We start from the raw sequence: 12,509 nt of genomic DNA on the forward strand, positions 1-12,509 counted from the left end.
CGCTCGCAACTACCTGACCGCCTCGACCAGGGCCATGCCCTCGCCGCGCCAGTGCCCGACACCGACCACTACAATCTGGGTTGGGGGCTTGCGCATTTCAATCTCGACGCCCGCGGAATCGTTCGGCGGAAACAGGGCGCCGCGGGACAGCGACAGCGCCGCCAGGCCGATTCCCAGCGGAAACTGCGCTTCCATAGTATGTCCGAACATCGTGCCGGTGGCACGCACGGGATAATCCGGATGCTCGCCCAGGAAAGCCCGTTCCTCGGAGGTGGCCGGTTCTGCACCGGTCGCCCCGGTGATGATCGCCCCATTGCCCTCGAGCTTGCCAAGCTTTGACCACAGCTTTTCGAGCGTTGCGGTCGTCTCGCCCGGCTGCTTGCGGCGTGCAAGGTCGGCGACGACGGTGGTGAGGCGGGCGAAAGGCTTGGCGCCGCGCGCCAGCGCATGCGCCTTGGATTCGATCACCAGGAAGGCGCCGGCCGAGCCGAGCGCAAAACCCGGATGCTGCTTGCGCGCCCACACCGGCGCGAACTTGTCCTTGAGGTTGAAATCGCCGAACTCGTAGAGGACCAGCAGGTCCTTGCGCTCGCCGTTCTGCGATCCGCCGATCAATGCGATGTCGCTTTGGCCGGAGGCGATGCGCGCCAGCGCGATGCGCATGGCGTCGGCGCCCGCGACTTCCTCGCCCATGAAGGTGCGCGAGGATCCGGTGACGCCGTGGACGATGGCGATGTTGCCGGCGAGCAGGTTGGAGAGCTGGGCCAGGAACAGCGTCGGGCGCAAATCGCTCATCAGCCGTTCGTTGAGGAAGCCGGGCGCGGAATTGCCCTTCGCTTCCGCCGTCAGGATGTTGGAATCGACCGCAAGGTCGCGCTCGCCGCCGCCGGCGGCGACGATCATGTCCATGCGGCCGAGGACTTCCTTGTTGCCCTTCAGCCCGGCGGAATCGAGCGCGAGCCCGGCGGCATAGGTGCCGATACGTTGCCAGGCTTCCATCTGGCGCTGGTCGCCCTTCTTCGGGATCTGCGCGTCGAGATTCACCGGCGCAAAGGGATGGACGATGAAGGGCGCGAACGTCTTCTCGTCGACATTGATGCGACGCTCGTTGAGCGCGTTCCAGTTGGAATCGAGCCCTTCGCCGAGCGAAGTGGCAAGACCAATGCCGGTGATCCAGACTTCCGTCGATCCCGGCTTCGAAGTGGTCGTTTCAGTCATGGCACAATCGTCTGTTGCGGAAAGCCGATGCGCTTGGCGACGGCATCCATATGTCCGCGCATATCCGGATTGGGGAAGGGGATATGGCTGAAGGTGATCGTGGCATTGCTCCTGAGCTTGCCGTCGACCCTGATTCTCGCCTCGGTGATGGCGAAGCCCGACCCCTCGTGGAGAATGTTGGCCTCGATCATCAGTCGTTCGCCGGGGCTGACGAAGCCGCGCATCTTGGCCTCCTTGACCGCGGCCAGAAACGGCATGCGCTCGAAGTTGAGGAGGGCGAGCAGAAGCCAGCCCGAGGTCTGCGCCATCGCTTCGATGAGGAGCACGCCGGGCATGATGGGATGGCCGGGAAAGTGTCCCTCGAAGATGGTGCTCTCTTTGGGAACCAGTGCCTCGACCGTGATCGTCTTCGCGTCGATGTCGAGCTCGACGATCCGATCGATCAGCTGGAAGTATTCGAGTTGCATGACGGGCGATCAGGCGCCCGTGCTCTTGGCCGCGACCAGTTCGTCGATTCGGGCACAGAGGTTCTTCAGCACGAAGTACTGCTCCGTGGTCGCCTTGCCGTCATTGACTTCCTGGGTCCATTTTTCCAGCGGCAGCTTGATCCCGAACTGCTTGTCGATCGCAAACGCGATATCCAGGAAATCGAGGCTGTCGATGCCCAGATCGTCAATGGCATGGCTTTCCGGCGTGATCGTGTCGCGCGGAATGTCGCAGGTTTCAGCGATGATCGTGGCGACCTGATCGAATGTAGAGGACATCACTAAGCCTTTGATATATTGCGGGTATTTATCGGAATGGCACGGCGGGCGGGCATCGCGCCCCGCTAAGATGCCCCAATTCCCTGTGGCCGAAGTCGAGTGCCCGTATATCGGAGCGCCGCCGTTAGTTCAATGGAGCCGGACCGACCCGTTTTGGGCTCAGCGGGAGAGATCCGCGCGATCCGGACCGGCTGGCAGATAGGGGCTGGGCATCCGCGCGCAATCGCGTCCGCCGGTCAGGACGCAGTCCTGGGTCCGGCGCAGGTCGGTGATGCTCATGGCAAGCCAGATGCCGACTGCGGTGAGGGCGATCGTGAAGGCGAATGCCGCGATATTGGCGAGCATGCGATGCCGGAAATCGTCCGGCTCGCCCCGGGGCCGCTCATAGCGCGACAGGTCGAGCGGTTCCGGGCCCGAATCGGCGTGCAACGGCTGGACTGTCCCGGCGCCCCGCTGGCTGGTGATGCGGGCGGATGTCCGCGGCCTGAACTGGAGCACCTGGTGCTCGTCGTCAGTTGCCGAGGGCTGCTGGGTTTTCATCTGCCGTAACCAGCTTCGAAGCTTTCTTGTTGCTCGTTTAGCACACGCGCGGGGCGCCTTACATGAAATCTTCAAATGTTTGCACGACAGGATTCGTCGACGCCGAAGGTGTGATGGAACCTGCCGTCAGCTCGGCTGCCTGTCCTTCGTCGAAACCTCGGTGCCGGGCTGGTCGGCATCGTCCTTGCCACCGAGGGCGCGGTGCAGCCAGCGTTCGATGCGAAGGCCGACGATGAGAAGCAGGAAGGCCAGCGCCAGCCCCGTGCCGACGATGCGCCATTCTCCGACGCCGCAGACGATCCCGATGCAGGCGGCGAAGAATGCGCAGGCCGCGCTGGTCAAGCCGTGGACGCGGAAGCGATCCCGTTCGCGCACGATCACGCCGGCGCCGATGAAACCAATGCCGGTGAGAATGCCCTGGATGACGCGGCTCGCCGCATCCGAGATGTGGGTCGGATCGCCGTATTGCACCGCGATCAGCACGACCACCGCCGTCGACAGACTGACGAGCCCGAGCGTCTTCAGGCCGATTGGCCTGTTCTGCAGGTCGCGGTTGAGGCCGATCGCGGCGCCCGCCAGCGTCGCAACGGAAAGGCGCAACAGGATCTCGAGCCAATCCAGCAAGTCGGATATCCCCGAAACACGCGGTGTCCAGCAACGATAGGCCAATGCCGGCGAGCGTCAATCGGCGACAACCGGTTCCGCCTTGGAGCTCGACCTATTTCGGCACGCGGCCCATCAGGTAGAATTCATCGTTCGGCCGCATGCCGGTGAAGTTCGCCATCCGGTTCGACGACGCAAAGAAGGCGCAGATCGCCGCGATGTCCCAGATGTCATCGTCGCTGAAGCCGTGGGCGGCGAGGGCGGCAAAATCGTCTTCGGATACCTTGTAAGCCTCCTGGCTGACCTTGAGCGCGAAATCCAGCATTGACCGCTGGCGCGGCGTGATGTCGGCCTTGCGGTAGTTCACCGCCACCTGGTCCGCGATCAGCGGATTCTTGGCCCGGATGCGCAGGATCGCGCCATGCGCGATCACGCAATACTGGCACTGGTTGGCGGCGGACGTCGCCACCACGATCATTTCGCGCTCGGCCTTGCTGAGCCCCGAGTCCTTCTCCATCAGCGCGTCGTGCATGGCGAAGAAGGCGCGGAATTCGTCCGGGCGGTAGGCCAGCGTCACGAACACGTTCGGCACGAAGCCACTCTTTTCCTGCACCGCAAGCAGCCGGGTGCGGATGTCTTCGGGCAATTGGTCGATGGGTGGTGTGGCGAAGCGTTTCGGTTGGGGCATCTGCGGAATTCCGGATCAGGCAGTGGGGGAATGCGGGAAGCATAAGCCAGCGCAGCCGGCGGAGCAAAGCGGCGTCGGGGCGCTTGCTCTTGTGCATCTGGGTAACCATGCTTAGCATACTTATGCTTGCCAACTATGTTGTCAAGCATTATAAGATAGCGATGCTAAGCATGGAGCGAAAATGAGCAAAGAGAGTGCTGGACGAAAGGGCGGCAATCGCCGCGCGGAAATATTGCCTCCCTCACGCCGTTCTGAGATCGCGCGTGAAGCCGCAATGAAGCGGTGGAGTGATGAAGGCAAGGCCGTGCCACTGTTCGCAAAGTATGGCGCGATTGATCGTCCACTCCGCATCGGGGAAATCGAAATTCCATGTTACGTGCTTGCGGACGGGACGCGTGTTTTAGCTCAGCGCGGACTTCAATCCGGCATCGGCCTATCCCAAGGCGGCGGAAAAACCGGCGCGCGCCGAATTGCCGAATTGATGGCCGGGCTGGCAGAAAAAGATATAGATGTCAGGGGGTTAATCGCGCGCGCGAATTCGCCAATTCGCTTCATTCCGCCGCATGGCGGCAACCCCGCCGACGGGTACGAGGCGACGATCCTTCCGGACATTTGCGCGGTCTTGATCGACGCCGGACAGAAAGGGGTTCTAGGGAAAGCTAGGACGCACCTAGCTGTACGCGCTGCTCAGTTGCAACACGGGTTTGCAACTGTCGGCATTATTGCGCTGGTCGATGAAGCGACGGGATACCAGGATTTTCGGCAACGCGACGCGCTCGCGAAAATCTTGGAAAGGTTTGTCGCGAAAGAATTGCGTCCGTGGGTCCGGACCTTTCCGTCTGATTTTTACAAACAGATCTATCGGCTCAACAATTGGCCCTATAGCGAGAATGCTGGTCGGCCCGGAGTCATTGGTCATTGGACTAACAACATCGTCTATAAGCGACTTGCACCGGGTGTGTGGGAGGAATTGAAGCGGCTCACGCCGCGCCTTCCCGGCGGCGATTACAAAAACAAGCTATTCCAAAGACTGACCGAAGACATAGGCCACCCAAAACTCAGAGAGCACTTGGCGGCGGTTCTCATGCTGATGAAATATTCGCCGGACTGGCATGTATTCATGGACAGACTCGATAAGGAGTTTCCGCAGTGGGGCAGCAACTACATGCTTCCCTTCCCGGATGACTACAAGCCGCCCGAAACAGGTGAGGCCGCCAACTGAGGCGGCCTCTAAAAAGCTGCTTACTTTATTTTTTGGCTGAGCGGTTAGGTAGACACGTCCAGCTCATTTGCACGGCTGGTTGCCCATGCCAGCTTTCCTTCTTCTCAAGCATAGCGCCCGCTGCTTCACAGACCTCGACTTTGGCAAAATTTGGAATTACGGCGGTCGAACCAACGGTTGCGCCACTCGCAAATATCACAAGTAAAGTCCACATTCGAAATGCTCCTTATCGCCGTCCTCCAAGCGTCATTATTGACGCCGGGGATCATGGTATCTGGCGAACCGATGGTTGCAAGTGCTGCACCTATGAACGATCAGTTGCGAAACGTCGGATAGAGCCTAGGGGCCCTCTCAAAATAGGCCACTGCTCATTTCAATTTAGGCCACGAGGGATGGAAACAGGCCAGTACCGCACCTACGGTGGGAACAAATCGGCAACTTAGAACCTTTCCTGAACTCAGCAGATACGACCGAACGTCCGTTTCGTCGGCCGTCTACTGGTCTAGTCAGCTCTATCCTACGAATATTTATGAGTGCACGCCCCAGCCGAGAGGCCTCGACGTACTGGATAGCACCGCATGTGCCGACGCTCCTGACCTGACGGGCAAATCGCATCAAATTCTGTCAAGCCCCATCGTGGAAAATATTTCGCTTTTCCAGAATTCGGATTTGGCGTATAGGTCGTTCGTCCCGCCCGACACGAGGGGCGTATCGCGATCGTCACGAAACGCGGGCTGGGATGCGGTGGACGCGGCGGCGTCGGCGCGAGGTGCGAGCCACAGGGCGGTTCTCGTGAGTGGTTAGCGGCGCGCAGGACGAACGACGCCATTGCGTACGGCAAAACCGTGTGGTCCTGGCTGCCGTTGCTGCAGTCAAGTTCCGCGGAGGCGAAGCTGCCCGACCGGGTTCAGCCTTCGCCGCCAATCTGCGGAGCGACGGTGACAAACAAGAATTCGTCGCCGGGGAGAGCGCGGCATAAGCCGTAAAGCCACTGCGCAGGGAAGGCCGGGTGTCGTCGGCTGTACCTGTATGCTCGTGTGCATTTTCTTCGCGCAATTCGCACACGAGACCGCGGGTGCAGCGGGCACCCGGTCTTCCCTGCGCCCTCTGTTCAATAAGAGGGCGAGAGGACAGCAAGACTCGGGCGCAAACGCGCCGCGAGAAGGTGCAATCGCGTCTGCTGTTACCCTCATGGTGAGGAGGCGCGCAGCGCCGTCTCGAACCATGAGGCCCTGCTGCTGCAGATCGGCCTCATCCTTCGAGACGCGGCGCAAGCGCCGCTCCTCAGGATGAGGTTGGCAGCATGATTGCGAGGAGCGTAAGCGACGAAGAATTCAGACTCTCTCGGCGGAGGCATTCTGGATTGCTTCGCTTCGCTCGCAATGACGGTGTTGAAGCGGACGTGCCGTTCCTGCGCACTCGCTCGTGATGACATGCCGAGACTGGCAGATGACGTGCGAGCGCAGCGACGTCGTCACCGCAGCGGCTTTTTCAGCAGCGAGAAGCGGTCGGGATCGAGCCCCAGCGAGGGCTGAAGCATCGGTGCTTCCACGCTCATGGTGCGCGCGCCGGGGCGCTCGTTGTAGGCCGGATCGTTCGGCACCTCGCGATGCGAGGTGGCGCCGCGCCAGCGCTCGAGCACGGCGCTGACGAAATGCAGGTCCTGGCCGGCGGTGATGGAGGGCGCGGTCCGGATGGTTGCCTCGCTGCGCGGCAGCTGGTGGGGCGGAACCTCCTTGAAACGCAGGCGGGTCGGCAAGGCGACGCCTTCCCCGAACGCCAGCACCTCGCGGGTGCCGAGCGAGGGCACGAAGGAGAGCAGGTTGGCCGCGGCGTCCGACACCGCCGCGCGCAGCAACGCCTGGTCGCGGTCGTTGGCAAGGCGCATGGTGAACAGCGTGTTGCACTGGGAGATGATGGTGGCGTCGAGCTCGGCCGGGCGCTGGGTCACGAGGCCGAGATAGACGCCGTATTTGCGGCCTTCCTTGGCGATGCGCGATACCGCCTTGCGGGTCGGTCCGAAGCCGATGTTGCGGTCGGCCGAGGCATAGCGGTGCGCTTCCTCGCAGACGAACAGGAGCGGCGAGACCCCGTCGCTCCACAGCCCGAAATCGAAGGCCATGCGGCACAGCACCGAGACGACGGAATCGATCACCTCGGCGGGAAAGCCGGCGAGCTGCATCACCGTCATCGGTTTGCCGTTGGCCGGCAGCCGGAACAGGTGGCTGATGACCTCGGCCATGGTGTCGCCGCCGACATTGGCGTTGTCGAACATGAAGGCGTAGCGCGGGTCGTTGCGCACGGTCTCGATGCGCGAGATCAGCTTGTGGTAGATGATGCGCGAGGAGCGGTTCTCGAGCTTGCCCATGCGCTCGTCGATCAGGGAGATCAGGTCGACCAGACGATAGGGCACCGGCGTGTCGACGGTGTAGCCGACCTGTTTCGGATCGACGCGCTTCAGTCCAATTCGGTCCGCGCTCTGGTACTGGGTATAGACGCCCTTCGCGATCGGGATCACTTCGGCGAGGATGTCGAGCTCCTCAGGCACGCCGGGCCGGCCGCCGAACAGCACGTCGACGATTTCCTCGAAGTTGAACAGCCAGAACGGCAGTTTCAGATTGCGCGGGTTGAGCACGACGGCACGGTCGCCGAAGCAGCGGCCATACTCGTTGTGGACGTCGAGCAGGAAGATGCGCAGGTTCGGCCGCGATTGCAGGATCTCGTTCAGGAGCAGCGATACGCCGGTCGATTTGCCGACGCCGGTCGAGCCGAGCACCGCAAAATGCTTGCTCAGCATCTCTTCGACGTCGACATAGGCAGTAACGCCGGGATCCTGCTGCAGGTTGCCGACGTTGATCTGGTCGCCGTTCGGCGCGTAGATGGTGCGAAGCTCCTCGCTGCTGATCAGGTCGACGGCGTCGCCGATCGTGGGATAGTTGGTGACGCCGCGCTGGAATTTCGGCCGCTCGCTGGCGTTGAGGATCTCCCCGAGCAGGTCGACGGAGGCAACGGCCATATAGTTGTCGCCCTCGGACAGGTTCTCGCAGGAAACCTCCGTGATCATGGCCACGATGGTCGAGGTCCCGCAGCGAATGCTGACGAAGCGGCCGACGGTCGCGCGCATGTCCGAGATCGGCATCCGGGCCTTGCCCAGAAGTCCGACCCGGGCGAGCGAGCCGCGTACCGAAATCACACGTCCAAAAACTGTCACGACAAGCGAACCTGAAATAGTCGATTTCCGACCCCGACTATGCCCGCAGGGACTGGAGAAACGGTTAAACGGCGTTAGTATGTATTCCGGTAAATTTCTCGACATTTCGTCGATATTCCGTCCTCCGGACTCCAGCTTGGTGGGTCAGAGGTCGAAAACGGTCGATTTTCCTCACTTGCCCATCCGGCGCGGACGCGGCCTTAACGATCGGTTTACCATCGCACAGTCGGGCTCTCTTGCCGGCGGGAACGGTTCGCAGCCGGACGGGGGCTGGAAAGGCGGGATCCGAAAGGGTAAAGCCGCCGCAACAAGAAACAGGCAGGGGTGGGCGCCATGCATCGCGTCGTCACGGTTTGAACGGGTTCGCGCGGCCGTTCCGCATCCGCAATTACCGGTTTCAGTGGCCCGCCGACCTGCTGACCTCCTGGGCGTTCGAGATGGAGGTGCTCGTGCTCGGCTGGTATGTCCTGGTCGAGACCGGGTCGGTGCTGCTTCTGACCGTGCTGGCCTCGCTCAACTATGTCGGCACGTTGATCGCTCCAATGTTCGGCGTGATCGGCGACCGCATCGGGCATCGTGACCTGCTTGCCATGATGCGGGCAAGTTATGCTGTGTTCGCGGCCACCCTGATGACCCTGGCGCTGTCGGGGCATCTGACCCCGTTCTATGTCATGGTGATCGTGACGGTGATGGGCCTTGTCCGGCCGTCGGACCTCGGGGTGCGCGGCGCGCTGGTCGCCCAGATCATGCCGGCCGACCAGTTGATCGGCGCGATCAGCATCTCGCGCACCACGATGGATACCGCGCGTATCGCCGGTGCCCTGAGCGGCGCCGGCCTGTTTGCCGCGCTCGGCATCGGTCCGACCTATGTTGCGATCGTCGTTCTCTATATGGCCGCCACCGCCCTGACGCTCTGCGTCGTGGCGCCGGCCAAACCGCAGCCCTCGTCCGAGGGGCTTGCGGATCGCATGCTGCGCCGTTCGCCGCTGCGCGATCTCAAGGAAGGCATCACCTGCGTGTGGACCACGCCGCAGATGCGCGCGGTGATGTGGGTCGCGTTCCTCGCCAATCTCACCGCCTATCCGCTGACGCACGGGCTGTTGCCTTATATCGCGCGGGAAATCTACCTGACCAACCAGACCGGCCTCGGTTATCTGTCGGCGAGCTTCGCCGTCGGTTCGCTGGTCGGCTCGATGGCGCTGAGCCAGATCGGCGCCGTCCGGGTCGCGCGATTGATGATCGGGGCGACCGTGGTCTGGTACGTGACGCTCCTGGTGTTCGCGCAGGTCAATACGATGCCGGCCGCCATGGCCTGCCTGATGCTCGCGGGCTTCTCGCAAAGCCTTACCATGATCTCGATCGCGGTGATGCTGATGCGGGCGGCGAGCGAGCATCTGCGCGGACGGGTGATGGGTGTGCGCATGATGGTGATCTATGGCCTGCCGCTGGGACTGTTGGCGGCGGGAAGCCTGATCGACCTGTTCGGCTTTGCCCTTACGGGAACCATTTATGCGGCCTGCGGATTGGTGCTGATGCTGGCGATCGTGCTGCACTGGCGCGAGGATCTGTGGCATGTTCATGCCCCGGCTAATGCGCGATGACATGAAAAGGGCGTCTGCCGCCTTGCGAACGTGACCCGACTAGTCCAGCCCCGCCTGATCAACGAACCGTTTGCCGATCCCGGCCTGTTCATTGATTTCCAGTTCGGCCGCCGCGCGATGCTGTTCGATCTCGGCGATCTCTCCGCCTTGTCTTCGCGCGAACTGCTCCGCGTCAGCGACGCGTTCGTCACGCACCGGCACATGGATCATTTCTCGGGCTTCGATCAGTTGCTGCGCCTGAAGCTGCATCGGCCGGGAGTGTTGCGCGTGGTCGGACCGGCCGGGCTGATCGACGGCATCGCGGCGAAGCTTGCCGGATACAGCTGGAACCTGCTCGACCGGAGTGCGGCAGATTTCGCAATCCTGGCGGCGGAGTTCTGCAACGGCGTGCTCGGCGAATGGACGAGCTTTGCCGCACGGGATGCGTTCAGGCCGAGCCGGTTCGAGTCGGCGCCGCCGGGCGAGGGCAGGGTGTTCGCCGATGCCGAGCTGACCATCGAGGCGCGCGTGCTCGATCATGGCATTCCCTGTCTTGCCTTCGCGCTTCAGGAGCAGGTTCGGGTCAATGTCTGGGTCAGTGGCCTCGAACGCCTCGGCTTGTCCGTGGGGCCGTGGCTCAGCACGGCCAAGAGCGCGGTGCGCCGAGGCGCCGGCGACGACACGCCCGTTCAAACCGATGATACGCGCAGCGTGCCGCTCGGTGTGCTCAAGGAGCATGGGTTGAGGGTCGCGCCAGGTGAGAGGATAGCCTACGTGACGGACGTGGCGTTCACGCCGGCCAATGTCGAAGCGATCGTAGCGCTCGCGCAAGGGGCCGACCACCTCTTCATCGAGGCACCGTTTGCCGACGCGGACGCCGACATTGCCGCCGCGCGGCGTCACCTCACTGCGGCGCAGGCGGGAAAGCTGGCGCGCATGGCGGGCGCCAAGCGGCTCACGACCTTCCACTATTCGCCGCGCTATGTCGACACGCCCGACCGTTTGCGGCTGGAGGCCGAGGGCTGGTTCAGCGGTTCGACCGCGCTTGGTCATGGCGCGCCTGTCCGAACTCAGTTGCCAGAATGATCCCTTGGTTCGCTTCCAGATGCGCGCGAGGCGGGCGCTCGGTCTTGCGACGCGTCGTCGACAGGAGGAGGCGGCCATCCGTTACGGCGTCGGGCAAGCGCTGTGGTGTGGCGCTGAGGTTCAGGACGATTTGCAGGCAGTTGCCGCTGTGTTGGCGCTCGTACGCGAGTACCGCGTCGGTCCGGGCGATCTCGCGATAGGAACCGATCGATAAAGCCGGTTCTGACCGGCGCAGCCGGAGCAGCGCGCGGTAAAGCGAGAGGAAGGAGGCCGGATCGGATTGTTGTCGTTCAACGTTCGGCATCGTGACGGTGTCGACCGGCAGCCATGGGGTCGCCGTCGTGAATCCGCCGTGGATCGCGCCGGACCACGGCATCGGCGTCCGTTCGGGATCGCGTCCGAGACCGATGCCAGGCACGTTCTTCTCCCAGGGATCCTGGACAAGCTCGGGCGGAATAGTCACGTCAAGCATGCCGAGTTCTTCGCCCTGGTAGATGGTCGGCGTGCCGCGCAACGTCAGCAGCAACATGGCCGCCACTCGCGCCTGTTCCCTGCCGATCCGGCTCGCGACGCGCGAACGGTCATGGTTGCCCAGCACCCAATTGGGCCAAGCGCGCGCGGGCAGCGCCGCCTCATAGGATTGGATCAGGCCCGCGATTGCTTCGGTTCGCCATGCGGTGTTGATGAGGTGGAAATTGAACGGAAGCTGGAACCCGGAAAGGTTCGTGCCGTAGTAGGCCATCAGCCGATCGATCGGCAGGGAAGACTCGCCGACCAAAAGCCGGCCGCCGAATTCCTCGGCGACACGCCGCATTGCGGCGATCGCGTCGTGCACCTCGGGCTGGTCCATGGTGTAACGGCGGATCAGTCGCCGCGCGGGTGACATGCCTTCTCGCCAGTCCGGATCGTGCGGATTGCTTCTGAGCCCGATGTCCTCGAACAGGTGGTGGATGGCATCAACACGGAAACCATCCACGCCTCGTTCGAACCAGAACCTCAGGACATCGAGCATCGCGGCCGAAACGCCGGCGTTGCGCCAGTTCAGGTCCGGCTGCTCCTTCAGATAGGCGTGGTAGTAATACTGTCCCGTCGTCTCGTCCAAGGTCCATGCCGGACCGCCGAACTCGCTGAGCCAGTTGTTGGGAGGCCCGCCGCCGGGCGCGGGATCGCGCCAGATGTACCAATCGCGCCGCGGATTGGTCCTGCACGAACGGCTTTCGAGGAACCACGGGTGCAGGTCGGAGGTGTGGTTCGGCACGAAATCAAGCAACAGCTTCAAGCCGGCGCGGTGCACCGCCACGAGCAGGCGGTCGAAATCGTCCATCGTTCCGAACATGGGATCGATGCCGCAATAGTCCGACACGTCATAGCCGAAGTCGGCCATCGGCGAGGGGAATATCGGCGAGATCCAGATCGCATCGACGCCAAGATCCTTGAGGTAGTCGAGCCGTGCAGCAATGCCGTTGAGATCGCCGATGCCGTCGCCGTTGGAGTCCTGAAAGGAGCGGGGATAGATCTGGTAAATCACGCCGCTCTGCCACCAGGCCGCCGAGGTGAACGCACTTGATGATGCCTGGTTCAGGAAGCTCCGCTGCAT

Annotated in this window: 11 protein-coding genes; 3 read left to right on the forward strand and 8 right to left on the reverse strand. The window is 62.7% G+C overall.

Translation table 11 applies throughout. From position 1 onward, the window contains the following. Positions 1-9: 9 nt before the first annotated feature. From HY852_RS10315 to HY852_RS10340, 6 genes are all read right to left on the reverse strand, one after another. Entirely contained in the window at positions 10-1,218 is a 1,209-nt protein-coding gene (locus HY852_RS10315) for a beta-ketoacyl-ACP synthase (RefSeq protein ID WP_291604525.1), read from the reverse strand. Then, positions 1,215-1,685 carry a 3-hydroxyacyl-ACP dehydratase FabZ family protein gene (locus tag HY852_RS10320; protein WP_291604526.1) on the reverse strand — a complete coding sequence of 157 codons (471 nt, stop codon included), beginning with the start codon at positions 1,683-1,685 and terminating at the stop codon, positions 1,215-1,217. The genes HY852_RS10315 and HY852_RS10320 overlap by 4 nt, the downstream gene beginning before the upstream one ends. Positions 1,686-1,694: 9 nt before the next feature. Then, positions 1,695-1,982: an acyl carrier protein gene (locus HY852_RS10325; RefSeq protein WP_291604527.1), complete on the reverse strand. Its 288-nt coding sequence runs from the start codon at positions 1,980-1,982 to the stop codon at positions 1,695-1,697. A 159-nt stretch (positions 1,983-2,141) separates the two neighbouring features. Continuing rightward, a complete protein-coding gene (locus HY852_RS10330) occupies positions 2,142-2,522 on the reverse strand; it encodes a hypothetical protein (protein ID WP_291604528.1) in 381 nt (126 codons plus the stop codon). A gap of 126 nt (positions 2,523-2,648) precedes the next feature. Continuing rightward, positions 2,649-3,146, reverse strand: coding sequence for an MgtC/SapB family protein (locus tag HY852_RS10335; protein WP_291604529.1), 498 nt, complete (start codon positions 3,144-3,146; stop codon positions 2,649-2,651). A 94-nt stretch (positions 3,147-3,240) separates the two neighbouring features. After that, positions 3,241-3,813 carry a peroxidase-related enzyme gene (locus HY852_RS10340; RefSeq protein ID WP_291604530.1) on the reverse strand — a complete coding sequence of 191 codons (573 nt, stop codon included), beginning with the start codon at positions 3,811-3,813 and terminating at the stop codon, positions 3,241-3,243. Positions 3,814-3,994: 181 nt separating this feature from the next. On the opposite strand from HY852_RS10340, the gene HY852_RS10345 reads away from it, so the two are divergent. Then, a complete protein-coding gene (locus HY852_RS10345) occupies positions 3,995-5,035 on the forward strand; it encodes a P63C domain-containing protein (RefSeq protein WP_291604531.1) in 1,041 nt (346 codons plus the stop codon). A gap of 1,474 nt (positions 5,036-6,509) precedes the next feature. Here HY852_RS10345 and HY852_RS10350 read toward each other — a convergent pair. Then, positions 6,510-8,246, reverse strand: a complete 1,737-nt coding sequence (locus tag HY852_RS10350) for a DUF87 domain-containing protein (RefSeq protein ID WP_291604532.1) — start codon at positions 8,244-8,246, stop codon at positions 6,510-6,512. 353 nt (positions 8,247-8,599) lie between these two features. On the opposite strand from HY852_RS10350, the gene HY852_RS10355 reads away from it, so the two are divergent. After that, complete coding sequence (locus HY852_RS10355; RefSeq protein WP_291604533.1) at positions 8,600-9,847, forward strand: MFS transporter; 1,248 nt, start codon at positions 8,600-8,602, stop codon at positions 9,845-9,847. A 30-nt stretch (positions 9,848-9,877) separates the two neighbouring features. Further along, positions 9,878-10,912, forward strand: coding sequence for an MBL fold metallo-hydrolase (locus HY852_RS10360; RefSeq protein ID WP_291604534.1), 1,035 nt, complete (start codon positions 9,878-9,880; stop codon positions 10,910-10,912). Here the strand turns inward: HY852_RS10360 and HY852_RS10365 are convergent. Next, positions 10,854-12,509 (reverse strand): alpha-amylase family glycosyl hydrolase, encoded by a 1,656-nt coding sequence (locus HY852_RS10365; RefSeq protein ID WP_291604560.1) that lies wholly within the window; start codon positions 12,507-12,509, stop codon positions 10,854-10,856. The genes HY852_RS10360 and HY852_RS10365 overlap by 59 nt on opposite strands.

Origin of the sequence: Bradyrhizobium sp. (genome assembly GCF_016213215.1) — a bacterium.
Lineage (GTDB): Bacteria > Pseudomonadota > Alphaproteobacteria > Rhizobiales > Xanthobacteraceae > Bradyrhizobium.

Bases quoted from the DNA above. Each gene is read 5' to 3' on its own strand.
- HY852_RS10325 (WP_291604527.1), bottom strand. From the start codon at position 1,982: ATGTCCTCTACATTCGATCAGGTCGCCACGATCATCGCTGAAACCTGC.
- HY852_RS10345 (WP_291604531.1), top strand. From the start codon at position 3,995: ATGAGCAAAGAGAGTGCTGGACGAAAGGGCGGCAATCGCCGCGCGGAA.
- HY852_RS10315 (WP_291604525.1), bottom strand. From the start codon at position 1,218: ATGACTGAAACGACCACTTCGAAGCCGGGATCGACGGAAGTCTGGATC.
- HY852_RS10365 (WP_291604560.1), bottom strand. From the start codon at position 12,509: ATGCAGCGGAGCTTCCTGAACCAGGCATCATCAAGTGCGTTCACCTCG.
- HY852_RS10320 (WP_291604526.1), bottom strand. From the start codon at position 1,685: ATGCAACTCGAATACTTCCAGCTGATCGATCGGATCGTCGAGCTCGAC.
- HY852_RS10340 (WP_291604530.1), bottom strand. From the start codon at position 3,813: ATGCCCCAACCGAAACGCTTCGCCACACCACCCATCGACCAATTGCCC.
- HY852_RS10330 (WP_291604528.1), bottom strand. From the start codon at position 2,522: ATGAAAACCCAGCAGCCCTCGGCAACTGACGACGAGCACCAGGTGCTC.